Raw genomic sequence first — 25,160 nt, 5'->3', positions numbered from 1 at the left:
AATTCCTTATTCATATAAAATTATTATACTAACGTTCTCTAGCCCCTTATTTTTTTAGAATTTTGTGATAAAATTTCAATAAAAGTATGAAAGGGTTAGATGAATGGGGATTCAATCAGTTTCTTTTATTGGATTGGGTGCGTTAGGTATTCTTTTTGGTAGCCAAATGAACCTTTCATTACCAAAAGGAGCACTTACATTTGTTGCTGATGAGACAAGAGTTAAAAAATATAAAGAGAAAGGAGTTTATGCAAACGAACAGTTTTGCGATTTTGATTATAGAACACCAGAAAGCATAGAAAAACCAGTTGATTTACTCATCTTTTCAGTTAAAGCAGATGGGTTGGATGCTGCCATTGAATTAGCTAAGCCAATTGTCAGTGAGCATACAATCATTCTTTCTTTATTAAACGGGATTTCAAGTGAACGCATATTAGGTAGTGTATTTGGAGAAGACAAGGTTTTATATAGCGTCGCCCAAGGGATGGATGCTGTTAAAGTAAACAATATACTAAGCTATCATCATATGGGGATGATTTGTTTTGGCGATCAGGGGGCTGGAACGATATCAATAATGACAAAGGAAGTAGCTGAATTTTTCGATCGCACAGGCATCCCTTATGAAGTAGATACTAATATGCTAAAGAGACAGTGGGGCAAATTCATGTTGAATGTGGGTGTAAATCAGACAGTTGCAGTCTATCGGGGGAATTATGGAACAATTCAAGTAGAGGGAGAACCGAGAGAAACAATGATTGCAGCAATGCGAGAAGTGATTCGTATTGCGCCATATGAAGGGATTACTTTAACAGAAGATGACTTATCTTATTGGTTAAATGTTCTCAATCAATTAAATGCAGAGGGAAAGCCATCTATGGCACAAGATGTCGAGGCTGGAAGGAAAAGTGAAGTGGAGCTTTTTGCAGGAACGGTATTAGCATTGTATAAAAAGCACAAGCTAGCACAACCAACCACAAATCAGATGTTATATGAAAACATCCAACGTATTGATAGTCATTCAGTTTAAGACCACTGAAAAGGAATAAAATTGTAGAATAAACTGGGTTAGAGGAAGTTTGGAGGTTTCTATGTCAAAGAATGATGCGCTTTTTCAAAATCATAGTAGCCTAAAGGTGGTTTACCCAAGAGAGGTTACTCACTTATTAATGAACCATACATCTGCAGCTATCGTTTTGACAAGCATAAATCATCGGATAAATAAAATTAATCAATCGTATACGGACCTATTGGGCTACCGTGAACAAGATGCACTTGGTACGAATTTATATACTCATTTGCGGTTGAAGAAAGACAATATATTAAAGCCTTTTCAAGATAAAGCGGAAGCAAAGGGTATTCATAAAGATGGTCATCTTATTAATTTGGAATTATCGCATTATCCCATTTATGATTCATTAGAGCAAATTGTCGGTGGTATTACATTTATTAAAGAATTGCCAGATACTGAATGTATAGAGGATATCGTCTCAAATAATTTAGGGATCAGTCGATTAATTACAGAGCACACGTCAGATTTAATTTTACTGTACGGTCTAGATAAGAAGGTCATTTATGTATCCCCATCCTTTGAGGAATTATTAGGGTTGGAAAAAGGCACCTATCTAGGCAAAGGTGTAATGGATCATATGAATAAAGAAGAAAGAGAATACAGTGAATTATTGTATAAAAAAATTAATGATACCGGAGAATCCCAAATCCTACAATCACGCATGAAAACGAGTAATGGGAATATCATATATATTGAGTCAAATATTTCTCCGATTTTTAATGAGTTTAATGAAATTCAATTGTATGTTTGTGTCGGTAGGGATGTCACCGATCGAGTAAAAAATGATGATGCTCTAAGAAATTTAGATCGTCTATCCATTATTGGCCAACTAGCAGCAAGTGTGGCACATGAAATCAGAAATCCACTGACATCGTTAAAGGGTTTTTCAAAACTATTACATTATATGGAGGAGAAAGATAAACAGAAAGAGTATTTGTCAATTATTTCTCATGAACTAGAACGTATAGATGGAATTGTCAATGAATTCATGTCTTTAGCTAAGCCACAAGTAGTTGATTATGATTATTTTGACCTTTATGAGATTTTAGAAGCTACATTTAAATTTCTTCACCCACAAGCTATGATGTGTAATGTCCAAATTCGTTTCATTAAGCCCAATCAATCAATTGAATTACTGTGCAATCAAAATCAATTAAAGCAAGTGTTTATTAATTTCTTAAAAAACTCTATAGAGTCAATGCCAAACGGTGGGGAAGTCATTATAGCTATAGAAGTATTAAGAAATAAAAGAGTAAGAATTAATTTTAAAGACGAGGGTATAGGTATAAGCTCAGATCGTTTGCATTATTTAGGGACTCCTTTTTATACAACAAAGGATAAAGGAATCGGTTTAGGGCTGACTGTGAGCAATAAAATTATTCAAGAGCATAACGGAACGATGAAGATAGATAGTAAACCAGGTGGCGGTACAGTAGTAACCGTTGAACTAGGTTATTCATAAAGGGAATCATCGTTTATGAATGATACATAAATGAATGCATTTATAATGGAAAATGCATTTTTTATATTTAATGATCATTTCAGCCTTTCTCGCTATTTAAGCGAGTTTTTTTGTAAACATCAGCTTTAAGACTTAAGGCTTAGTTGGAATTACAATCTTAGTCCATGGAAAAAGCTCCTTCAAATGTTGTATTCTTATACTGTAAGGGTAAATAAAAATAAGTTTACTTATTTTGAAACTTAAATAAGACGAATTACGTAAATAGTATAAGCGTAAAGTCAGGAGTCGATAATTTTGAACCCGTTCTATGTGTTTTTTTTACGGATACTGATCACTGTACCTGTGTCTGTGTTGACATGGTTAATTAGCTACTTTTTTATGAATAACGGTTTTTGGATGAGTGGATTAATTGGTGCCGGGGTGGGTGCTTTTACGTATTGGATAAGTGGAATAATTATTGTCCATCGTTGGATGAAAAGTAAGGGGCTCAAACGGAAAGAGTTTCGATTTATACAAGATAATTTAGAAGATGCCCGAATCAAGATGACTCGCTTACATCGTGCTTTAATGGCCATTCGCCATTGGCCATCTGGTCGTCAACGTAAAGATTTTATTAAAGTGACCAAAAGGATTTACCAACTTGTGCAAAAGGAGCCGAGACGTTTTTATCAAGCAGAATCATTCTTCTATTCGCATTTGGATTCAGCGGTAGAACTCGCTGAAAAATATGTTTTTCTTTCCTCTCAACCGAAGAAGGATTGGGAACTTGAGCGATCATTAACAGAGACCAGAAAAACGTTGCAAGAGCTAATGGTTCATGTAGATAAAGATTTACGTTCGGTACTAGCGAATGATATTGATGACCTTCATTATGAGATAGATGTAGCCAAACATAATATTAAGAAATTAAAGGATGAGAAAACGATTGATGAAAGTAGGCGATTAAAATGACAAAAGAAAAAAATACGTCAAATCAACCTACCCTTGGTGCAGATTTATTGGATGATCTTTTAGAAGACCCGTTTGGTAGTAAAGAGGCAGAGACAAAGGTTAAAAGTGAGGACTCATCGAATCGAGTAAAATTGATTGATGTCATTCCAGAGGAAAACCGACAAAAAGCTTACCAATTAGCTGACCAGATCGACCCGAGTAATCATCAAGCTATGATTTCATATGGTACACCTGCTCAATCAAAATTACTCAATTTTTCACATGCGATGCTTGATCATGTGCAAAGAAAAGATGTCGGTGAAGTAGGTTCAATATTAGGGGAACTGATGCAAAAATTTAATGAAGTGAACCCGGATGATTTAAAACAGGAAAAACCAGGATTTTTCTCAAAAATATTCGGCAAGCTTTCAGGTTCTGTCCATGAAGTATTGTCGCAATATCAAAAGGTAGGCGCACAAATAGATCGCATTAGTGTGAAGTTAGAACGTAGTAAAAACTTGCTTCTTTCAGATATTGTGATGCTAGATAAGCTATATGAAAGCAATAAAGAATATTTTCATGCTTTAAATATTTATATCGCTGCTGGGGAACTGAAGCTGGAGGAAATGAGAGAACGATCTATTCCGGATTTAAAAAAGAAAGCTGAATCATCACAGGATCAAATGAAAGTACAGGAAGTGAATGACTTAGTCCAGTTTGCTGAGAGATTGGATAAACGATTATACGATCTAAAACTAAGTCGAGAGATTACTATCCAAAGTGCGCCTCAAATTCGATTGATTCAAAATACCAACCAAGCGCTAGTTGAAAAGATACAATCATCCATTATGACTGCCATTCCATTATGGAAGAATCAAGTCTCTATTGCTTTAACGTTGATTCGCCAACGCCATGCAGTCGAAGCACAAAAACAGGTGTCAAAGGCAACCAATGATTTACTATTGAAGAATGCAGAAATGCTGAAAATGAACACAATCGAAACAGCGAAAGAGAATGAACGTGGTTTAGTAGATATAGAAACATTAAAGAAAACTCAGCAAAATCTTGTCGAAACGATTGAAGAAACATTACGCATCCAAGAAGAAGGCAGACATAAAAGAAAACAAGCCGAAAGTGATCTAGCCCATATGGAAAACGACTTGAGGTTGAAATTATTAGAAGTAAAAGATAAATAAAGAGTGGTTTATATCATTAGGCACAAACAAATGCTCATTTAGTATTTGTTTGTGCCTTTTTAGGTGAAGGAATAATTAAACTGAAAGGGCATGTCTAGAAAGTTGAATAAGTAGGCGGAACAGAAAACTGAGAAAAACCAGACTTAGCAGAAGTGAGGGGGTAATAGAAAGATTTCGGCAAAAGTTCCGCATACAAAAATGCATATAAAAGAGAAACTGTATGAATAGAAGGAATGCAGCTTTCATTAGCCGAATTAAAGGTCTCTCAAGAATGGTAAAGGGTAGATTAAGAAGGAATCACAAAAATGAACATGGAAAATTCGCACACAAGTGGAGTGAAAGATCCGAGTTGTGTGGGCAAATGGGAAAGAGAAGAAATCTAGCCCCAAAAGAGGCTCCATAGAACTAAGAACACAAAAGCAAGAAAAACTGGCTAGATGTGTTATCGAAACTCATGTTAAAGATTAGAGGAATAGCCAAGCCAAAATGCCAATGTTCGCCGTGAAATGGCATTTTGGCTTTTCCATTACCCAACTGGTACACGAGAAGCGATTTGTATCGGTAGCTTGACAGTTACTGTTGTTCCCTCATGTAAAACACTTGAGAAATCAATGGAACCATTGTGGCTTTGGACTATTTTATTGCTGACTGTTAAGCCAAGACCAGTACCTTTTTCTTTGGATGAATAAAAAGGTTCGCCGAGTTTTGTTAATAATTCCGGAGACATCCCATCCCCATTATCAGATATTTTAATGATGGCCTTATCCTCTTCTTTTTCTAATGAAATGATGATTTGACCGTCTCCGTCAGTTGAGGCTTCAATAGCATTCTTAATTAAATTGATAAATAATTGTTTAAGTTGATTAGGCTCACACAGTATAGAAATTTGCGTGCGTAAATATGTCTTTAATTGTATTTGGATATTATGGAGTGATGCTTCTGTTTTTAATAGTGAAATGACATTATGGAGTAATTCAAAGATGTCTGCTTGAATGAATTTAATCTCTTGTGGTTTGGCTAGTAGTAATAGTTCGCTAACAATATGATTGATGCGATCCAATTCTTCTTCCATAATGCGATAATAAAATTCATGTTTACTGTCTTCTGTCGTTAATACTTGGACAAATCCTTTTAATGAAGTGAGTGGGTTTCTTATTTCATGAGCCACACTCGCAGAAAGTTCACCAACTACAGATAACTTTTCCGTTTTTCTTAATTGTTCTTCAGCTAATCGTAGTTTTGTGACGTCTTTCCCATAAAAAATAATACCAGCTTGTTTATTATTGATAATCATAGGCACAGCTGTACATTCTAAGATGATCTGGGGACCATCTTTATGGTTCATAACCATCTCACATTGTATATGTTGATTTGTTTGTCGTATGTGTTCAAGACTATTAAATACTTCATCATGTAAGTCTTTAGGAAATAGGTGGGTGATAGGTTGTTGGAGTACTTCTTCTGGGTGATAACCGGTTATCTCCTTAAATTGAGGGTTTGCTTGAGTAATTCGTCCTGATAGATCCATCATTACGATCATATCCTGGCTATACAAAAACAGCGATTTATATTGTTGCTGACTTTCTTGCAATAATTCATCCAATTTCTTTCTTTCGGAAATATCTCTACCGATAATGACAAGTCCTTTTCTACTTCGGTCTTCATGAAAAAGAGGCACTTTAATCGTGTCAAATGTCCTCTTTGTTCCATCGGGCTGTAAAATATTTTCCTCGATTCTCGTAATTTTTCCACTATCCCATGTTTCCTCATCTGAAATCATACAATGAGCGAAGGAATTTTTGTAAAAACTTCTTGCCTGATCGCCGAGTTCAATATCTGTTTTTCCCCGATATTGGTCTTCTTCAAGGTTAAATAGTTCAAGGGCGACTTTATTCGCTTCGATCCATCTTCCTTTTTCATCTTTAAAATTTACGAAATCGACCATTGCATTTATAAGTGTGGATAATCTCTCTTTATCTTCTTTGGATGTATTTAATTCTTCAATTCTTTTTATAAAATAGTAGAAGAGACAAGTAGTAAAGGAGATATATATAATGTCTTTTATATGTATCATGGGGAATAGGTTAGATGGTGTATGAAATACACTAATGAGTAGGTTTGTTGAAATGACCCAAATGATACTACCTAGAAAAAAGAAGATTAAGAATTTTGTTTTCATATCTATGCTCCTGTTCTGTAAAACAAATAATCACTATTATATAGTAATCGATTCTGAATAATTTCGCCATTAAAGATTGAGTATTTTAATAATTAAGTATGATAGTAGGATAAATAAGCTTTTAAAAAAATAAGTTATAATAGTAGAAACTAGTTGGAGGAGATGAAGGAATCATGTATTTAACAATAGAAGAAACAGCTCAATATTTATCGGTGTCAGTCACTTATGTGGAAGAGTTGATCCTCCAAGGTAAAATCCGTGTCATTCATGATAGCGAGGGAGCAGTACTTATTTATAAAGACCAATTTAAGACCCATTTTCAACAATTAGAAAAATATAAGAAATTGGTGGAAGAATTATCGAAAGAACCAATTCCAGAAGATAGGGATATAAAGGATGAAGATTGATTAGTAAGGATGTGACATGTTGAAGTTAAAGCTAGTGAATGAAGATAAGAAAAGATATTTGGATCTGCTACTGCTTGCAGATGAACAAGAGAATATGATTGATCAGTATCTAGAACGGGGAGATCTTTATATTTTCGAGGATAAACAAAAGTTGATCGGTGTTTGTGTGGTAACAGAGGAGAAAGAAGATATATATGAAATAAAGAATCTAGCGGTGGTCCCGCATTTAAAACGAAAAGGATATGGCAAAAAGATGATTCAGCTTGTGGAAGATATCTATAAAGGGAGAGCCCGCATGCTTCAAGTAGGAACGGGAGATAGTCCCCTTACGATTCCTTTTTACCAAACGTGTGGATTTCATATTTCACATCAGATTGATGATTTCTTTGTTAAATATTATGACCAACCTATTTATGAGGGTGGTAAACAACTCATTCACATGGTGATTCTACAAAAGCAGCTTTGAGTAGAATGTTTTACATTTCTAATTATTTTGTCTATTCTAGAAAAGTGAGAGTATTTCTAGAGGAGGAATGGAACATGTATGATATTCTAATCGTTGGAGCAGGACCTTCTGGTGCTAGTGCAGCTTTATTTGCTGCTAAAGCGGGGAAAAAAGTAATTGTTATTGATAATGACAAAGGTGTAACCAAAAGGGCGTGGGTTGAAAACCATTATGGTGTATTAGAGGTATCAGGTCCGGATTTGGTTAGCACAGGTAAAAAACAAGCAGAGAAATTTGGGGCAGAAATAGTAGAGGCAACAGTAGAATCTATTGAGAAAAAAGAAGAAGGTTTTGTTGTTACTGCTTCTGAAGGTAGTTATGAAGCGAAACATGTGATTTTAGCAACAGGGTTCTTAGCAGATTTAGCCGAAAGAGCAGGTGTACAAACGAAACCTGGAACAGAGCCAAGAGTAAAAACCATTATTGATGTCGATGCATCAGGTCAAACCAATATTCCTGGTATCTGGGCTGCAGGAACGACAGCAGGTGTAAGTGTACATACAATTATTACTGCTGGCGATGGCGCGAAGGTAGCTATTAATGTAATTAGCGAAATAAATGGTGAGCGTTATGTGGACCACGATGTATTGAAATAAATAGTAGTTGTTTAAGAAAGCTGACTGTTATGGTCAGCTTTTTTGGTTTGGTGTCAATTGTTGGGGGAACATGCCATTTCACTGAGAATGGGAGGCTGATTTTGCAGTCTCACTGTTTTGCATTGCCTAAATAGCTCGCCAGGAAATTTTTCTTCCCGTAAGACTCCTTTCACTTTATATGTAATTTTTAATAATCAACCTTTTCTATCCATCATTTATCATCCATCATTTGTAGTTAGAAGGTTCGTATATGAAAAACTAGCATTTTCTCCCTATTAAAAGATAGTGAATACTACACTTAATAACTTGGAATTAATAGTCTAAACTTTTAGAAAATAAATTAATAGGAGGAAAAAATGAAGAAATCTATCTTAAAATGGAGTTTAGCTACTACTCTCGTATTTGGTGCATTAGGTGTTCAAGGTTATGTTGTGAAACCTGTTGAGGCAGCTGAAACACAGAATCATTCTAATCAATTCTATGACTATTTAATTACAAAATTAGTGAATGAGCACAAAATCTATCGCAATATTGCACATCTTGCCAGAGAGCCGAGAGTTGCTGGGACAGAACAGGAAGATGAGGCTGTCGAATATATCAAAAGAGAGTTTAGGAATTACGGCTATCGTGCAGATATTCAACCGTTTACCTATGTTGGATATACTCCACCACATACGACTGAACTACAAGTAGATGGATATAATGAGCAATTAAACCCTGACTATTTTACATATTCTATTAGTGGGAATGTGAGTGGGGAGATCGTCTATGGCGGTCTCGGAAAACCAGAAGAATTAGGTGATGTTACGGGGAAAATTGTTTTAATCAAGCGCGGAGAGTTAAGTTTCAGTGAGAAAGTGTTGAATGCAGGAGAGGCAGGGGCAGCGGGAGTCATAATTTTTAATAATAGTGAGGGCTCTTTAAATGGAACATTGGGAGAACATAATGATCAATTTGTTCCAGCCATTTCTTTGTCAAAAGCGGAGGGAGATGCGTTGCTTGCTAGCCTAGAAGCCGGGGAAGTGACTGAGGCGACTATCAATATAGAAGGGGCAAGTACGGGAGAGAAAACGTCTCATAATGTCATAGCGACAAAAAAGCCGACCTCAAAATTAAGAGGTACGAATGATATTATTGTTATTGGTGCTCACCATGATTCCGTTGCTGGTGCGCCAGGTGCCAATGATGATGCTTCAGGAACAGCGATGACACTTGAATTGGCAAGGATACTTAAGTTATTCCCAACTGATACAGAAATTCGTTTTATTACATTTGGTGCTGAAGAAGTAGGATTACTTGGATCTACACATTATGTAAATAGTTTACCTGAAGATGAACGAGATAGAATTGTGGCGAATTTTAACTTAGATATGGTCGGGAGTAGAGATGCAGGTGATCTCGTTTTGGCCACACTTGATGGTGAGCCAAACCTTGTCACCGAGTTAGCTCAAGCGACTAGCACGAGGTTAAATGGAGAAGCAACACCGATTAGAAGTGGTGGCAGCAGTGATCATGTGCCATTTGCAGAGGTAGGTATTCCAGCAGCTTTATTTATTCACAGCCCATCAGAGCCTTGGTACCATACACCAGATGATACGATAGATAAAATTAGTAAGGAAAAACTAAAGGATGTAGCCAGTATTGTTGGAACGGCGGTATATCAACAAGCGCAAATCGATCGTATGTTCAAACCTAGAAAACAGCAAGCGAAAAAGGTCGAGCCACAGATGTTTCTTGAAGAGGATTTAAAATAGATAAGGGTTCAGTTTCTGTAAAGGTGGGGGCGTATGCTCCCATCTTTTCTTGCTCATTTCCGTATTTGGTTATCAATTGCACACTTTTTCTCCATATAAAGAAGATATATGATAAAATTTACTTCATTACAAAGACGGAAAGAAGGATGGGAATGAACAAGCTCGGTCTATTTATATTTATGACAATATTAATGATGATATGGGGATTTAATGTATCCGCGATTAAAATCCTTGTCTCTTCTTTCCCACCGATTACGATTACTGCAATCAGGATTCTAGTTGCGGGATTTTTTGTTTTTCTTATGCTTGGAGTTATAGGGAAAGTAAGAAGACCAAATCGGAAGGAATTACAATATATCATATATGGTGGCCTCTTTAATATTACAGCTCATCACTTTTTTCTTGCACATGGGTTATTGGAAACCTCGGGTGCAAACGGAGGATTAATATTAGGATCAGGGCCAGTCTTAACAGCTATTCTCTCAGCAATTATCATTAAAACCATACCTTCACGAATGCAGATGATAGGTTTTATCTTTGGCATTATTGGTGTTTCTTTTATCGTCGTAATCGGTAATGGAGGGTTATCTGGTTTTTCTTTTGGCGATATTTATATTTTCTTATCGATTCTATCTCAAGCGTTCAGCTTTATTCTTATTAGTAAGGCAGCGAAGACCATTGATAGTAGACTACTCACTGGCTATATGCTGATATTTGGGGGGATCATCCTCGCCGGCATAGGTTTGATGTCAGAGCCTATGGCATTTTCAAATTTATTAGATGCACCAAGTTCTTTATGGATTTTATTCTTAGCATCTGCCATATTAGCAACGGCTATTGGACAAATGGGCTACAATTATGCGATTAGTAAAATTGGTCCGGCTGAAGCGGCCATCTTTTTAAATTTAAATACATTCTTTGCTCTTGTCGGATCGGCACTATTTTTAGGGGAGCAAATCACGATTTATCATTGGATTGGTCTTGTCTTTATCATTCCTGGTGTTCTCCTTGGATCAGGTGCAATTGAAACATTATTAAGAAAAAGAAGAACAGAGAAGATGAAGCCGATAAAAAAAAGAAACGTAGCAAACAAATAGATTTGTAAATGAAGTTGAAAAATCCGAACAATTATTCGCAGCAATAGCAGCGTTTAAATAATTGTTCGGATTTTGTTTCTCTTAATATCCTTTTTTATAATCCACTACATTCGTATCAAGGGCATCGCCATTCAAATATTTTTTTAGGTTAGGAATGAAGATGTTTTTAATGACTCTTTCGTTATAATGTTCGGTTGATCCCGATGTATGTGGGGTGATGATTAAGTTATTTAATTCCCATAATGGACTATCTTCAGGTAGCGGCTCTTTTTCGAAAACATCAATACCAGCACCTTTAATTTCTCCTTCTGAAAGTGCATGATAAAGTGCGTTTTCATCAACGATTTCCCCGCGTCCAATATTAATAAAAAATGCCGTTTGTTTCATGCGTTGGAACTGTTCTTTACTGAACATATGGTATGTATCCTTCGTTAAAGGCAGGGTGACGACAATATAATCACATTTAGGTAGGATGTCGTCAAGTTCCAGTGAAGTATACATTTCATCAACGTAATCGACAGGTTTGCCTGAATGCCTTACACCAATGACATGCATATTAAACGCTTTGGCAATTCGAGCAGTCTCTTGTCCAATCATTCCCACACCAATAATACCGATGGTTTTTCCATGCATTTCGAGTTTATTACCAGTTCCATCCCATACTTTCTCTTGTTGTTGTTTAACATAACGGTCGATACTTCTCGTTAAACCTAACATCAATGCAAAAATCGTTTCCGAAATTGGATAAGCATGTACCCCGTTTGCACTTGTTAGAAGGATGTTTTTCTTGTCAAAGTCTTCGAGCGGTAAATAATTCACACCAGCACTCCATGTTTGAATCCAACGAAGGTTAGCGTTATTCCTATAGGTATCATGCATACGATGTTTCCATGCAACAATCACTTCTGCATCCTTCATATGACTCTCCCATACGTCGTGATCCTTGCCTATGATGTGCTCCCAATCAGGAGTGATTTCTGTAATGGCTGATTTAAGTTCTTCGCTTAAGTTTTGTGTGATAATCATTTTTCTTTTAGACATAAGGTATCCTCCATCAGTAGAAAATTTGCAAGTCTACTCTTTATAATAGCAAAATCTTCAGGATACCGAAATAAAAGATATTGAATATTACTATTATTCGTCGTCTTTAATATATCTACCAGTCTCAGGCATTGCGATGTCATCAAACTCCCTTACTAAAGTGATAAGGCTTTGTTGGAGAGTTTGTTCAGCCATAGGAATACCATGTCCTGTGATGGCGATATGAGGATTAAGGTCAGAGAGTTTTCTGACAGATTCTCTTGCTAGTTGCCAATCAGTGGTTAAATACCTTGGTGGGCCACTAATTTCTTGCTCCTGTGTCATTACTTTAAAAAGGGACTCTTGTTTAACCGTACAAAAGGCATCACCAGCAATTAAGACACCATCGCTTTTGCGGAAAAGTGAAATATGGCCCTCTGTATGTCCAGGGGTATGAAGCCACTTCCAACCGGGCATTTCATCAATATGACCATCTCTTGGTAACGGTTTTACATGCTGTGAAATATTAATCCCTTCATTAGGGAATAAATTGGAGAACTTAGCTAATAATCCACCATCAACTGTATTATCAGGTTCTGGATAATCTTTCCGACCAGTTAAATAAGGTAATTCCATTGAATGAGCATAAACAGGGACATCCCATTCTTCTAATAGCTCATGAATCGCTCCTACGTGATCAAAATGTCCATGGGTTAATATGATCGCAACAGGCTTCGCACCACTTCCATATAATTCTTCAGCAGCTTCAATAATTTTATGGGCTGATTTTGGCATACCAGCATCAACAAGGACCCATGCATCCTCTGCTGTTTTAACAAAACAAATATTAACGATTTGAATGTTTATATAATCAACACCTTCTGCAGAATGAACAATCATACCGCTCGTTGTTGAGGTGATAGGCATATAATGTTGCTCAGAATCATACTCTCTCATAAGATTTTATCTCCTTTACATGTCTTTATATGAGAGTATACCCTGCTTACATTCGATTAATCTTTAACATTAATAAAAAGGAATTTTTTACAAACGATTCATACTGTGTTTAAATAATTTTTATACAATTGTAGAAAAGGGAGAGGGTGGTTGAGCAATGATATTTGCCCACCGTGGATTAAGTGGTCGCTTTCCGGAAAATACGATGCTTGCTTTTGAAGCAGCAAGAAAAGCTGGTGTTCATGGAATCGAATTAGATGTCCAATTATCTAAAGATGGTGAACTTGTCATCATTCATGATGAGAAAATCAATCGGACAACAGATGGTACAGGGTTTATCAGGGATTTTAAATATAAAGATATTGTGCAATTTGATGCAGGGAGTTGGTTTGACACCGAATTTAACCATGCGAGAATCCCACATTTAGAAGAGGTTTTTCAATGGGCGAAAGAGGATCATAATGAATTGGTTATAAATGTTGAATTGAAAAATGATGTGTTTCGCTACGATGGCATGGAGGAGAAGGTGTTAACTTTAATTGAGCAATATGGTTTAAGAGAGCGCATCATTCTCTCATCTTTTAATCCTGAGAGTGTAAAGAGAATTCGAACATTAGATAGTGAAATAAATACAGGGTATTTAATTCTAGGTATACACGCTAATGCGATTAAGGTAGCTCAGAATATTGGTGCTGATGCTATTCATTGTCAAAAAGAATTTGCGCAATCCATATATGGTATACAGGCAATAGAAAACAAAATCCCATTACGAACTTATACAATTAATCGATGGTCCGATGCTCAATCATTACTTAATCAAGGCGTTGAAGTGGTTATGACCGATTTTTGTGATGAATTTGTTTCCAACTATCAATGAATGTAGTATACAAAAAAGTGGCTGATTAGGCCACTTTTTTCATTAGCGTCGAATGGGACGCTCTAAGGTTAATACCTCATCTTCAATACTAGCAAACTGTTCTTTTAGCATGGATTGAGTGTCTTGGATAGCTGCATTGTAAAAGTGAGGGGCAAGTGATTCTTTGAAAAAATCTAACACACGCTCAGCGGCGAATTCGGAAAGATCCTCATCTTTTTCCTGAAGAAAAAACTGTTGGATTTCTTCAATCATTTGTTGCTGCTGTTCTTTTGTCAGTCGATAAAACATGTAATGACCTCCATTTCTATACGACCATCATACACCATGAATGATTATGATGCATGTGTTGAATAGTGAAAAACAGTAAAGAGATGAGTAGCTTAAAAAGAATTATCGCAGCTGTTGGCAAGATGGAAAAGTGCTTAGTAAAGTTGTTCCCATATTGATGCAATCTAATTTCAATCACCCTTATAGCATTCCATTCTAAAGAGTGAACGATGAAAAGATTACACCACAAAAAAACACGAATGATTCATGAAATAGAACCATTCGTGTAAGATATCTTACTTATTTAGCTTAAAAGAGCTTTTTAACGATACAATGCGATTGAACACTGGTTTTTCAGGTGTACTATATTTAGAATCGACATTGAAGTAACCGTGACGGAAAAACTGGAATTTATCTTGTGGTTGAACATCTTTTAAGTTCGGTTCAATAAATCCTTGCACCACTTCAAGTGAATTTGGATTAATATAGTCTAAGAAATCTTTGTCTTCTAATGCTTCTTCTTTCATTTGCTCGTCTAATACTAAAGGTTCATATAGACGGAATTCAGCAGAGACGGCACTTTTGGCATCAACCCAGTGTAATGTACCTTTGACTTTACGACCTGTAAAACCTGTACCACTTTTCGTTTCTACATCATAAGTGCAGTGTAATTCAACAACATTGCCATCTTCATCTTTAATGACATCATTACACTTAATGAAGTAAGCATGCTTTAAGCGTACTTCATTTCCAGGGAAAAGACGGAAATATTTTTTCGGAGGATTTTCCATAAAGTCCTCTTGTTCTATATATATTTCACGAGAGAATGGAATTTGTCTTGTGCCCATTTCCTCGTTTTCAGGATTGTTTTCCGCTTCTAACCACTCAGATTCACCTTCCGGATAATTGGTGATGACTACTTTTAACGGTTTCAAGATTCCCATTGTTCGTGGGGCACTGAGTTTTAAGTCTTCGCGGACATAGTGCTCAAGCATCATTTCATCCACTGCACCACTACCTTTAGAGACACCCGTTTCTTGAACAAACTCACGAATAGCACTAGCAGTATACCCTTTGCGACGCAGACCCGATATCGTTGGCATTCTTGGGTCATCCCAGCCATCAACAATTCCTTCATCTACTAATTGTTTTAGTTTTCGCTTACTCATTACTGTATTTGTAATATTTAAGCGCCCGAATTCAATTTGTTGTGGTTGGTTTTCCATTTCACATTCCGCTACAACCCAATTATAAAGAGGACGTTGGTCTTCGAATTCTGTCGTACATAATGAATGTGTGACACCTTCGATTGCATCTTCAAGCGGATGGGCAAAAGCGTACATAGGATAAATACACCACGTGTCCCCAGTATTATGATGAGTCGCATGAGAGATACGGTAAATAACAGGGTCACGTAAGTTTAAATTTGGTGATGACATATCTATCTTTGCGCGCAAAACTTTTTGACCGTTTTCATATTCCCCGTTTTTCATTTTTTCGAATAGGTCTAGGTTTTCTTCAATTGAACGGTTACGATAAGGACTTTCTTTACCAGGCTCAGTTAAAGTCCCACGGTACTCACGAATTTCATCTTGGTTTAAGTCATCGACATATGCTTTGCCTTTTTTAATTAAAAGGACGGCACGGTTATACATTTCATCAAAGTAATTGGATGCATAATGTAGCTCTTCCCAATCATATCCGAGCCATTTTACGTCTTCTTTAATGGCATCGACATATTCTTGGTCTTCTTTCAATGGGTTTGTATCGTCAAAGCGTAAGTTTGTTTGCCCGTTAAAATCGTCTGCTAAACCAAAGTTAATAATGATGGATTTGGCATGTCCAATGTGGAGATAGCCATTTGGTTCTGGTGGGAAACGGGTTACAACAGTGTCGCGCTTTCCATTTTCTAGATCTTCTTTAATAATTGTACGAATAAAGTTTGATTGTTCCAATCCGATATCAGCCTTTCTACCTTGTTCTTTACCTTATTTTAATCTTAATAAGCCTATAAATAAAGTGCCTGTTGATTCTATCTATTATATACAAAAAAAGCGCGCTTAAAAAGTTTTTCTCCATATAAATAAGGAGGGAATCATCTTTCCGTCATGAATATATAAAAGGTTGGATAATGAAGGGGGAAGTTGTATGGTTAAAGACTGGCGAATCATAGCCTATGAAAAGAAGTATGCCCTCTCGACAGTTAGCTTTTGGAGGGAGAGTAAAGAAGTTGCTATTGGTCAAAAGGAAATACATAATATGACAGAGCATATCTATTTTCTCAATCATATGTTAACAAAACAATTCCGTGTAGATTTAGTGGTGCTAGATGAAACGCCGATTGGCATGATTGCTTATAATGAAAGCGAGATTAATCAACTGTATGTACATATAGCTTATCAAGGGTTGGGGATTGGTGGGGCATTATTAGAGCATGCGAAAACTCATTCATGCGGGCGTTTAAGATTATATACATTCGAAGTAAACAAAAAAGCACAGCAGTTTTACGAAGGCAAAGGATTTAAAAAGATTGCCTTTAATAGTGATAACGAAGAAGGGCTACCTGCTATTGAATATGAGTGGGTCCGCTGTTTAAGTAGATTGTTCAGCTAAGTAAGGAGAAAATCGCAAAGAAGGCCGAGCAAATCGTAATTGCGCAGCTAAGTAAGGTACTTGTGTGCCCCTACCCTAAAATTTTAAAACGAAAAGAACCAACTCTACACTTGGAGTTGGTTCAAATGAATTAGGAGAAAATGCCTTTAATAGAATCGATTAGATTCTTAAAGAAGTCAGATACTGCTTGAAGAAAGCCTTTATCTCCGACTGCTTCTGAAATTTTTTCCTGCACACTGTTGGCCAAATCCTCTAATTGGGATTTGACATTATCAAAGTTAATATTAAGTTCTCGCATTTTTTCAAAAAGGTCATAAAGGAGCTGCCGATCTTCTTCACTAAGCTGGATTTCTAGCTTTTGCATTTGTTCATTAACAATTTGTTGTATATCTTCTTTTGTTGCAGGGTTTTGCTCAGCGATTTCTTTTTTGATTTCAGTTAGTAGTTCGGTTACCTTCTCTTGGTCCATACCTTCTTTTTTCGCTAAATTTGTCGCGATACTTAGTTCTTCATTTGCTACTTCAGTTCTTTCCTCATCTAACTTCTCGCCCTCACCTTGGTCATAGGCTTTGTATATTCCAACTAGAGCTGAGTGGCCACTAACCTTTACAGGAGAAGCGATATCAACTATGGCTTCTTCGATACCGGCTGTAAGTAAGGCGTTGGCGTACATTTCATCAGTTACTTCCGTAATGTTTTCAGGAGTCATTTGGTTGATAATTACACCCTTACCTGTATCCGTGCGCGTAATCTTCGCAGAGGAATACATATTAGAGCGGGGGTCCCCTTTAATATAATGAACAATATCATCAGCAGTGATAATAATTTCTTCTACTTTACTGTTTTCTTTTACACCTAATAACTTCTTTGTTTCTTCTTTCTGGCTAGAACTTAATGCCTCACCATAGGCAACAATGGGTAATCCATATTTCTCATTAATACTTTCCTCAGAATTGGCTGATCCTGTTGAAGCAAAAACAGTGGTTTGTAATGAGAATAATAGGGTAATAGTTGTAATAATAGATAAAACCCTCGATCTTTTCTTCATCTTATGACGCTCCTTTCACTAAGATTATAGACGTTTCAGGATAAAAAAGGTTTCATTTTAAAGAAATAGATGGGAGATATGTAAAGGATAAACGCGACTTTTTCTAAAAATATGATCCCGTCAATAACTAAATCCTAATTAACGTGCAAAAAAGATAACAATGCAACGAATAGTATAAATGTAAGTTAAAAATATTACATTCTTCAACATTTATGTATCAAAAATGATAGCTAAATGAAATTATTTGCAGTGATTATTTTGTTAGAATAACAGGATAGAAGCAGATAGGATAATGGTTCTATCCTAAATTGCAAAGAGAGGGAACAATCATGAATATAGAAAATCAATTAATTAATAAACAATTCCATGACACATTTACAATGAATCATGAACATACACATCCCGTTCAAGTATTAGGGGATGCTTATTTGCAAGAGAATATGAAAGAATCGCCAGACCTGACAATGATTCGTTTTGCACAAGGTGAAGTATATTTTCAACATAAAGATTATGAAGCGGCTATCTTTAAATGGGAAAATATAGATAATGAGTTTCAGCCATGGGCACGAAAAAATGTTGCAGATGCCTATTTTGAATTAGATCTTTTAGGTACTGCGGAGGAAATCTATTTATCAATTGATACAGATTCAGATGTATTGAAAATAGAAGTACTCCTGCAATTATTTTCTCTATACATACAGCAGGGGAAATTAGAGAAGGCAGTAGATGCTATTAAAAAAGCAGTCTTCTTAAATCCGGATTATCCAGATGTAACGAGAATCGCACGTGTCTTTTTTGAAGACCATCAAGATTGGCAAAATGCAGTTGAATTAGCTGTAAATGAAGCCATGAGAACGCAAGAAATTACCTGGTTCCACACATTAAAGGGATATGTTGTAGAGGGAAAAACGAAAAAAACTGCTCCTAAGTACTTTATTGAGGCGTTAACAATCCTTTATCAAAATGATGTTCGCCAGTTTGAAGCGATATCTGTCGCATTTTGGCAAAGCTATAAAGGGGAAGAAAACTATTTTAATTGGTTAGAAGAATTTAACCAACTCATGCAAAAGTTAGATACACAGAGCGGATATCATTGGAACGAATTATCTGTTATTTATCATGATACTTATTTCGAATTAATTAATGGCGATAAGCAAATAAAAGAGATTGCCAAAATCGTTCCACCGCATTTACAAAACTGGCTAAGGATTTCTTCAGATACTTACCGTCTTATTGCATCATCTGCAGTGCTTGCATGGAGTGATTTATTTACTAAGAGTTTTGATGCTGAAGTGATAAATGATGCGGAAAGAATGATAGAAGAAGCAATGCCGGTGGGCCATTCGCTTGAAGAGAATTATCAATTATTCCAATCGATCATGGAATGGGCAAGAAGACATGATGTATTAATGGGTGCAAGATTTGAATGGATGGTAAAAGAATTACTTGATTTAGAAACAAATCATGTCATTATTGCGGGGATGTCTGGGAGTGGTAAGACTGAGTTTGTCCAAGAATTACTCGGAGATCATGTGAAAGCAGAGAATACAACGGCAACAGTGATGTATAAACATGCTGACTATAAAGAACTCACTTCCATTTCTGATACAGCAATTATTCCGCTTGACTCTATGGATGATTTAAGAACGGGAGAAAAACGATCGGATCAAGTATTGGTCGATTATAAAAATTCTCTACCTTTCCTATCGCAACAAAGAATGGCGGTCATGGACACACCTGGTCTCTCTAGCAGTAACAAGTTTAGAAATGATGTATTCCAATATTTACATTTTGCCGATAGCTTGTTATTCATCTTAAATGCGGAGTACCCGTTAACAGATAGAGAATTAGATATTGCTGTGAAAATTCGCGAGCAATCACCTAGTCTGCCGGTACATTTTATTTTAAATCATATGGATGCAGCTAGTAGTGAAGAAGAAGCCATGCAGTGGATGGACGAAACGGCTGATAGAGTTTCTACCTATTTCCCTAAAGCGACAATCTTTGCCTACTCACCGCAATATGATCCTACAGAGCAGCTGAAAGATTTTGCAGTATTTTTAGCTGGGTTGAATGAAGGACGTCATTTAATGCAAGAGCGGACAGAGAAGATGTTGCATTATATCCAAAAATCGATTAAGTTTCTTCTCGATAAACGAATAGAAAAAGAAAATGCGCTAATTGATGATATGAACTGGCATGAAGAAATGTTAACAAAGTTGAATGGTGCAATTCATCAATTAGAGGATATGGAAGAAGAAAAAGTGAAAAATATCAGTCATTCTTATCGTGATATTAAAAAGACGATGGAAGATAAGTTAGCTGCAGCTATTCCGGATATTTTACGTGAGTGTAGTCAATTGATTCGGGAAGATAGTGACTTCAGTAAGCTTCATATTCAGTTGAATGATGAAATGAATGAACGAGTCCAACAATATATATCTGAAAAGGTATTACCGGAATATAGGGAATCCATACAAGCATGGATTATGGAAAGCGAGCAAGAATTTTTGACAGGTCAGGCTTTCTTAGTAGAGATGGGGGATAGCTTCAATGAATTATACGGCTTTGAAAAATTACAATTGAACTGTGATTTCCGTATTCTTGAAGATTGGAAGCGCGATGCAGATCGCCTGACTCACGGTACGGTAAGGTTAGATAAAGCAAATATTATGCTACGTCATACACCAACACAAATGCTATTGAAAAGCGCAGGAAAGATCTTTGGGCTCATCCCACAAAATAAAACAATGCTTTACAATAAGTATAAACAATTTGTTGACAATGAGGATTATCGTGAAGTAGCAAGTCAAATGACAGACAACTTCATCCAGCAATTTGAACTATTCGAGAAAGCGTTAGATCGTGATATTCAAATGTTTTTCCAATCACCATTTGCGGTATTAGAAGAAACAGTAAAAGAATCTCATATGACAATTGCAAATGATAACCAAGAACTTGAAAAAATGAGAAGTAATCCAGAAGTCTACCATGATCCATTAAAATTATTCGAGTTAAAATGGAAGCAATATGAATGGATGACGAAGAAGGCTCAAACACCAAAGCAATATATTTAATCTATATAGCTGATAAAATACGCATATGAATTAACTGAAGAGGTTGGGACATAAGTATTCTAGCTAATGATTTATCCGAATGATTAGGAGTATCCATCTAATCATTCGGTTTTTTTGTGTTTGGAACCCTTATATGAAAAGAATAGTGAAATGGAGCGGAAGACACTCGACTCCTGCGGGAAATAGAGGGAAAGCTGAGACCTCATAGGCAATGCCTTAGGAGGCTCAGACCCTCCCCGCGGAAAGCGAGTGTACGTGAGCGCATTGGAACGGACTTTTTTTGCAAATGAAGTTTTAAGATCATCATTTGTTATTGTTCTTTTTTTGAGGTTAGCTCATTTAGTAATCCTCCAGCCTCTTTTAAATAAGGTTCCTAAGATCAGTAAAAGACAAAAGTGCTGAAGTAAGGAATTGAGTAATAGTTGCGATAGGAAAATAACGATTAAAGGTCGTTGAGAAGGAGTGCTTAAATTATTTTCACCTAGCTGTTGGTAAGAAAAGCACAACATTTGTATTATTTCACTGGACTTCTTAACAAAAACAAGAATTTTTCGCATTGAATTTTACTAACAAAATTGTTCATATCATCACATTTATGTCCTTTCTAAAAATACATTTGTTCTCACTGGATAGAAAAAGTTCTTGATTATTTTTCATTCAGTAGTAGAATGAAGATATAAAATAGAGAATAAATTGGGAGATGTCTTGATGAAAGTTGTTAAATTTGGTGGTTCATCGCTAGCCGATGCGAAGCATATAAAGCGTGTGTTTGATATTGTGCATTCTGACAATGAAAGAAGAATAATTGTGGTATCGGCTCCGGGTAAAAGACATGAGAATGATACAAAGGTGACTGATTTACTTATTTCTTGTGGTTTGCATGCAATCAATAATGAAGATCCGAGTCCTTATATTGAGCAAGTGGTCGCTCGGTATAAAGAAATTGCTGACGACCTTATACTACCGCCAACGATCATTAAGGCGATTCAAAATGATTTATTACAGAGATTGGCTGGAGATAAAAATAACCCTGAACAATACCTGGATTGCATAAAAGCGAGTGGAGAAGATAACCATGCTAAATTGATTGCATGCTATTTCCAAGAACAAGGCGTGAAAGCTAAGTATATGAATCCGAAAGAAGCAGGGTTAATTGTTTCAAATGAGCATGGCAATGCCCAAGTGTTACCTAAATCTTATGAAAAGCTTAGTCGTCTACGTGAGTCTTGTGAACTGATTATTTTTCCAGGATTTTTTGGTTATGGCCAAAACGGAAAGATATTTACTTTTTCTCGTAGTGGTTCTGATGTCACTGGGTCGATTTTAGCATTTGCGGTAAAGGCAGATGTTTATGAAAATTTCACGGATGTGGATGCCGTCTTTTCAGTAAATCCAACTTTTGTTGAACAGCCAAAAGAAATTAAAGAATTAACTTATCGAGAAATGCGCGAATTATCGTATGCAGGTTTTACTGTTTTACATGAAGAAGCGCTTATACCTGCCATTCAAGCAGGAATCCCTGTGCAAATTAAAAATACGAATAATCCAAGTGCAAGAGGCACGACGATTTTACGGACAAGAGAAAATCAAAATGGTCCAGTTGTCGGTATTGCGAGTGCGACTGGTTTTTGCAGTATTTATGTCAGTAAATATTTATTAAATCGTGAAATCGGATTTGGTCGCAAATTATATGCCATTTTAGAAGAGTTTGGGATTAGTTATGAACATACACCATCTGGCATAGATGATGTGACTGTCATTATTAAAGAGAATCAACTACAAGAAGATGAAGAGGTAGTTTTACTTAAACGTTTAGAAAGTGAATTAGTAGCTGATGAAGTACATATTCAACATAGCTTGGCGTTGATTATGGTTGTTGGTGAGGGTATGCGCCATAACATTGGCACGATGGCTCGGGCCGCGAATGCTTTAGCCAAAGCGGATGTTAATATAGAAATGATTAACCAAGGATCTTCAGAGGTGAGTATGATGTTTGCGGTTAAAGAGGTAGATGAGAAAAAAGCTGTTCAGGCATTGTATGAAGAATTTTTTGCAGAGATTGCATTACCAATTGGATAAAGCGATGTTAAGGGTTTGAGGGAAACCTGCCTATACACTGGGTAGAAAAGTGTATAGGCAGGTTCTTTATATTTAGTGATGCCTAAGTGACTAAATGTTAATGAATACTGCGCGTGGCTTCTGTTAGATCCGCAAGTTTCTCCATTTGTTTAAAAATATATCTCATACTTTCTAATTTTCAAAAAATATATTTACTTAACTGGTGCAAAAGACTAATATATTCTTTAAACAGGCGTAAGAAACACGTATCATTATGTTTATTCATAAGCATATAGTATCTCAGGGCAACTACCTAGGTGATGAAATAATAAGGGAGGCAAGTGAAATGTTTATTCAATCTAAAAGTCAGATGTTGGCCACTTTATTAGAGCTTGTGTCCATTGATAGTGTGAGTCTTTCACCAGGAGAGAAATACTTTCCTTTAAGAGTGGAACAAGTATTAAAATCTCTACCTTATTATCAAAAATATCCCGGGTATGTGGTGAATCATCCGACTTCAGATGGTCGTTCCATATTGACGGCTCTATATAAAAATAACTTAGCAGAAAAAACGGTAGTGATGATAAGTCATTTTGATGTAGTAGATATTGAAGACTATGGTGACCTGCAACATCTCGCTTTTAATCCTGTTGAATTGACAAGAGAGCTGCATAATCGTCTTGATACTTTACCAGAAGATGCAAAAGAAGATTTAATTAGTGGAGATTGGTTGTTTGGTAGAGGCATGATGGATATGAAATGCGGATTGGTTCAACATATGTCTTTATTAGAAAAAGCGGCGAATGAAGACTGGAACATCAATTTATTATTAGTAGCGGTTCCAGATGAGGAAGTGAATTCAGTTGGTATGAGAGAAGTGATTCCAAGGTTAGTTTCTCTTGGAGAAGAACATAATCTCAATTATACATTATATTTAAATTCAGAGCCGATGTTTTCTCAAGTTCCGCAAGATAATAATCATTATTTTTATACAGGAACGATCGGCAAAATTATGCCAGGAGCATTGTGTTTTGGGAAAGAATCTCATGTCGGTGAGCCGTTTTCTGGGATGAATGCTTGTTGGATGTCATCTATTCTAACAAATGAAGTTGAGTGGAATGAAGAGCTTTCAGAGCAGGTGAATGGTGTGATGTCTCCGCCGCCGACATTGCTTTGGCAAAGAGATTTGAAAAAAGGCTATACCACACAAATTCCTCATCGCTCAGCAAGTCTTTATAATGTGCTATTAATGAAAAGAAATCCTGTTGATGTCATGCATGAAATGAAGAAAGTGGCGATAAAGGCCGCTGATAAAATGGAAGCATTTATAAGAGATAAATATCGTGTAAATGGTTTGGATGAGTCACAGTTATCACATATTCATGTTTATTTGTATGAAGAAATCAGGGCTTATGCAGTCAAGAAAACGAGTGCAGAATATATAGATATATTAGAGCAATCCATTGCCAAAGAGACCGAGGGGGATATTCGCGATCAAACGATACAAATCGTCGATCAATTAGCGATGCTATGTCAAGAATTAGGTCCGATGGTTATTTTATTTTATGCCCCACCGTATTATCCTGCGGTTAATTCCAGTGAAAACGAGTGTATTGCTGAATTATCCTCATCTTTAATTCAGTTTGCTGAAACAAAATATCAAGAGCGTATTCATCCAGTCGCTTATTTCAATGGTATATCTGATTTAAGTTATGCAGGCTTACATGCTGATTTGAAGGATATGGATATTTATAACGACAATTTGCCAGGAGGAGAGAAATTATATTCCATCCCATTTAAGGAAATGGCAAAGATAACTGCTCCTGTAATTAATGTGGGACCGATGGGAAGGGATGCACATCAAAAAACAGAGCGTCTGCAAATTCCTTTTGCTTTCGAAACATTACCAAAACTACTCGCACATTTGATAAAAAAACATGAAAAGCAAAAAATGATTGACAGTTGAAGCGTGATTGCATATGATAGAGGTATCAAATGAATAGCATCTCCAAAGGGGAGTAGCTTTTACAGCAAAGTCGTCAATTCGG

Annotated in this window: 20 protein-coding genes; 14 read left to right on the top strand and 6 right to left on the bottom strand. The window is 36.3% G+C overall.

What is annotated here, in order from left to right; all coding sequences use genetic code 11:
* Window positions 1-103: 103 nt before the first annotated feature.
* From H9655_RS14650 to H9655_RS14635, 4 genes are all read left to right on the top strand, one after another.
* Complete coding sequence (locus tag H9655_RS14650) at window positions 104-1,027, top strand: ketopantoate reductase family protein (RefSeq protein WP_191815281.1); 924 nt, start codon at window positions 104-106, stop codon at window positions 1,025-1,027.
* A 61-nt stretch (window positions 1,028-1,088) separates the two neighbouring features.
* On the top strand, window positions 1,089-2,531 hold the full coding sequence (locus H9655_RS14645) for a PAS domain S-box protein (protein WP_191815279.1): 1,443 nt from the start codon (window positions 1,089-1,091) through the stop codon (window positions 2,529-2,531).
* A gap of 309 nt (window positions 2,532-2,840) precedes the next feature.
* Window positions 2,841-3,482 (top strand): 5-bromo-4-chloroindolyl phosphate hydrolysis family protein, encoded by a 642-nt coding sequence (locus tag H9655_RS14640; protein ID WP_318245496.1) that lies wholly within the window; start codon window positions 2,841-2,843, stop codon window positions 3,480-3,482.
* Window positions 3,479-4,657, top strand: coding sequence for a toxic anion resistance protein (locus H9655_RS14635; protein WP_191815274.1), 1,179 nt, complete (start codon window positions 3,479-3,481; stop codon window positions 4,655-4,657). The genes H9655_RS14640 and H9655_RS14635 overlap by 4 nt, the downstream gene beginning before the upstream one ends.
* Before the next feature lie 526 nt (window positions 4,658-5,183).
* Here H9655_RS14635 and H9655_RS14630 read toward each other — a convergent pair.
* Window positions 5,184-6,836, bottom strand: a complete 1,653-nt coding sequence (locus H9655_RS14630) for a PAS domain S-box protein (protein WP_191815272.1) — start codon at window positions 6,834-6,836, stop codon at window positions 5,184-5,186.
* 173 nt (window positions 6,837-7,009) lie between these two features.
* Here H9655_RS14630 and H9655_RS14625 point away from each other — a divergent pair, with 173 nt between their 5' ends.
* From H9655_RS14625 to H9655_RS14605, 5 genes are all read left to right on the top strand, one after another.
* Window positions 7,010-7,243 (top strand): excisionase family DNA-binding protein, encoded by a 234-nt coding sequence (locus H9655_RS14625; protein ID WP_191815270.1) that lies wholly within the window; start codon window positions 7,010-7,012, stop codon window positions 7,241-7,243.
* Between the two features lie 16 nt (window positions 7,244-7,259).
* Complete coding sequence (locus H9655_RS14620; RefSeq protein WP_191815268.1) at window positions 7,260-7,709, top strand: GNAT family N-acetyltransferase; 450 nt, start codon at window positions 7,260-7,262, stop codon at window positions 7,707-7,709.
* 74 nt (window positions 7,710-7,783) lie between these two features.
* Window positions 7,784-8,344, top strand: a complete 561-nt coding sequence (locus H9655_RS14615) for an NAD(P)/FAD-dependent oxidoreductase (RefSeq protein ID WP_191815265.1) — start codon at window positions 7,784-7,786, stop codon at window positions 8,342-8,344.
* Window positions 8,345-8,700: 356 nt separating this feature from the next.
* A complete protein-coding gene (locus H9655_RS14610) occupies window positions 8,701-10,098 on the top strand; it encodes a M20/M25/M40 family metallo-hydrolase (RefSeq protein ID WP_191815263.1) in 1,398 nt (465 codons plus the stop codon).
* Between the two features lie 152 nt (window positions 10,099-10,250).
* Complete coding sequence (locus tag H9655_RS14605; protein ID WP_191815261.1) at window positions 10,251-11,195, top strand: DMT family transporter; 945 nt, start codon at window positions 10,251-10,253, stop codon at window positions 11,193-11,195.
* Window positions 11,196-11,276: 81 nt separating this feature from the next.
* Here H9655_RS14605 and H9655_RS14600 read toward each other — a convergent pair whose 3' ends face one another.
* Together H9655_RS14600 and H9655_RS14595 are read right to left on the bottom strand one after the other, a co-directional pair.
* Entirely contained in the window at window positions 11,277-12,236 is a 960-nt protein-coding gene (locus tag H9655_RS14600; protein WP_191815259.1) for a D-2-hydroxyacid dehydrogenase, read from the bottom strand.
* 93 nt (window positions 12,237-12,329) lie between these two features.
* Complete coding sequence (locus tag H9655_RS14595; protein ID WP_191815257.1) at window positions 12,330-13,172, bottom strand: MBL fold metallo-hydrolase; 843 nt, start codon at window positions 13,170-13,172, stop codon at window positions 12,330-12,332.
* Between the two features lie 157 nt (window positions 13,173-13,329).
* Here H9655_RS14595 and H9655_RS14590 point away from each other — a divergent pair, with 157 nt between their 5' ends.
* The gene (locus H9655_RS14590; RefSeq protein WP_191815254.1) at window positions 13,330-14,049 is read left to right on the top strand and encodes a glycerophosphodiester phosphodiesterase; all 720 of its coding nucleotides are present in this window, start codon (window positions 13,330-13,332) and stop codon (window positions 14,047-14,049) included.
* A 42-nt stretch (window positions 14,050-14,091) separates the two neighbouring features.
* Here H9655_RS14590 and H9655_RS14585 read toward each other — a convergent pair whose 3' ends face one another.
* Both H9655_RS14585 and H9655_RS14580 read right to left on the bottom strand, forming a co-directional pair.
* Entirely contained in the window at window positions 14,092-14,337 is a 246-nt protein-coding gene (locus H9655_RS14585; RefSeq protein ID WP_191815252.1) for a DUF2164 domain-containing protein, read from the bottom strand.
* Window positions 14,338-14,612: 275 nt separating this feature from the next.
* Entirely contained in the window at window positions 14,613-16,271 is a 1,659-nt protein-coding gene (locus H9655_RS14580) for a glutamine--tRNA ligase/YqeY domain fusion protein (RefSeq protein ID WP_191815250.1), read from the bottom strand.
* Between the two features lie 193 nt (window positions 16,272-16,464).
* Here H9655_RS14580 and H9655_RS14575 point away from each other — a divergent pair, with 193 nt between their 5' ends.
* The gene (locus H9655_RS14575) at window positions 16,465-16,929 is read left to right on the top strand and encodes a GNAT family N-acetyltransferase (RefSeq protein WP_191815248.1); all 465 of its coding nucleotides are present in this window, start codon (window positions 16,465-16,467) and stop codon (window positions 16,927-16,929) included.
* Between the two features lie 130 nt (window positions 16,930-17,059).
* Here H9655_RS14575 and H9655_RS14570 read toward each other — a convergent pair whose 3' ends face one another.
* Entirely contained in the window at window positions 17,060-17,977 is a 918-nt protein-coding gene (locus H9655_RS14570; protein WP_191815246.1) for a DUF1002 domain-containing protein, read from the bottom strand.
* 329 nt (window positions 17,978-18,306) lie between these two features.
* Here H9655_RS14570 and H9655_RS14565 point away from each other — a divergent pair, with 329 nt between their 5' ends.
* From H9655_RS14565 to H9655_RS14555, 3 genes are all read left to right on the top strand, one after another.
* Window positions 18,307-21,054, top strand: coding sequence for a GTP-binding protein (locus H9655_RS14565; RefSeq protein WP_191815244.1), 2,748 nt, complete (start codon window positions 18,307-18,309; stop codon window positions 21,052-21,054).
* 708 nt (window positions 21,055-21,762) lie between these two features.
* Window positions 21,763-23,133: an aspartate kinase gene (locus H9655_RS14560; RefSeq protein WP_191815242.1), complete on the top strand. Its 1,371-nt coding sequence runs from the start codon at window positions 21,763-21,765 to the stop codon at window positions 23,131-23,133.
* A 325-nt stretch (window positions 23,134-23,458) separates the two neighbouring features.
* Window positions 23,459-25,078, top strand: a complete 1,620-nt coding sequence (locus H9655_RS14555) for a M20/M25/M40 family metallo-hydrolase (protein WP_191815240.1) — start codon at window positions 23,459-23,461, stop codon at window positions 25,076-25,078.
* The last annotated feature ends 82 nt before the right edge of the window (window positions 25,079-25,160 follow it).

The organism is Cytobacillus stercorigallinarum (assembly GCF_014836495.1).
GTDB classification, from domain to species: domain Bacteria; phylum Bacillota; class Bacilli; order Bacillales; family Cytobacillaceae; genus Cytobacillus; species Cytobacillus stercorigallinarum.
The sequence above is the reverse complement of the archived record's forward strand: the minus strand, read 5'-3'. Positions and strand labels throughout refer to the sequence as shown.

Coding starts and splice junctions, on each gene's coding strand:
- H9655_RS14560 (WP_191815242.1), top strand. CDS start 21,763: ATGAAAGTTGTTAAATTTGGTGGTTCATCGCTAGCCGATGCGAAGCAT.
- H9655_RS14570 (WP_191815246.1), bottom strand. CDS start 17,977: ATGAAGAAAAGATCGAGGGTTTTATCTATTATTACAACTATTACCCTA.
- H9655_RS14610 (WP_191815263.1), top strand. CDS start 8,701: ATGAAGAAATCTATCTTAAAATGGAGTTTAGCTACTACTCTCGTATTT.
- H9655_RS14600 (WP_191815259.1), bottom strand. CDS start 12,236: ATGTCTAAAAGAAAAATGATTATCACACAAAACTTAAGCGAAGAACTT.
- H9655_RS14620 (WP_191815268.1), top strand. CDS start 7,260: ATGTTGAAGTTAAAGCTAGTGAATGAAGATAAGAAAAGATATTTGGAT.
- H9655_RS14605 (WP_191815261.1), top strand. CDS start 10,251: ATGAACAAGCTCGGTCTATTTATATTTATGACAATATTAATGATGATA.
- H9655_RS14585 (WP_191815252.1), bottom strand. CDS start 14,337: ATGTTTTATCGACTGACAAAAGAACAGCAGCAACAAATGATTGAAGAA.
- H9655_RS14595 (WP_191815257.1), bottom strand. CDS start 13,172: ATGAGAGAGTATGATTCTGAGCAACATTATATGCCTATCACCTCAACA.
- H9655_RS14625 (WP_191815270.1), top strand. CDS start 7,010: ATGTATTTAACAATAGAAGAAACAGCTCAATATTTATCGGTGTCAGTC.
- H9655_RS14635 (WP_191815274.1), top strand. CDS start 3,479: ATGACAAAAGAAAAAAATACGTCAAATCAACCTACCCTTGGTGCAGAT.
- H9655_RS14630 (WP_191815272.1), bottom strand. CDS start 6,836: ATGAAAACAAAATTCTTAATCTTCTTTTTTCTAGGTAGTATCATTTGG.
- H9655_RS14555 (WP_191815240.1), top strand. CDS start 23,459: ATGTTTATTCAATCTAAAAGTCAGATGTTGGCCACTTTATTAGAGCTT.
- H9655_RS14650 (WP_191815281.1), top strand. CDS start 104: ATGGGGATTCAATCAGTTTCTTTTATTGGATTGGGTGCGTTAGGTATT.
- H9655_RS14575 (WP_191815248.1), top strand. CDS start 16,465: ATGGTTAAAGACTGGCGAATCATAGCCTATGAAAAGAAGTATGCCCTC.
- H9655_RS14615 (WP_191815265.1), top strand. CDS start 7,784: ATGTATGATATTCTAATCGTTGGAGCAGGACCTTCTGGTGCTAGTGCA.
- H9655_RS14645 (WP_191815279.1), top strand. CDS start 1,089: ATGTCAAAGAATGATGCGCTTTTTCAAAATCATAGTAGCCTAAAGGTG.
- H9655_RS14565 (WP_191815244.1), top strand. CDS start 18,307: ATGAATATAGAAAATCAATTAATTAATAAACAATTCCATGACACATTT.
- H9655_RS14590 (WP_191815254.1), top strand. CDS start 13,330: ATGATATTTGCCCACCGTGGATTAAGTGGTCGCTTTCCGGAAAATACG.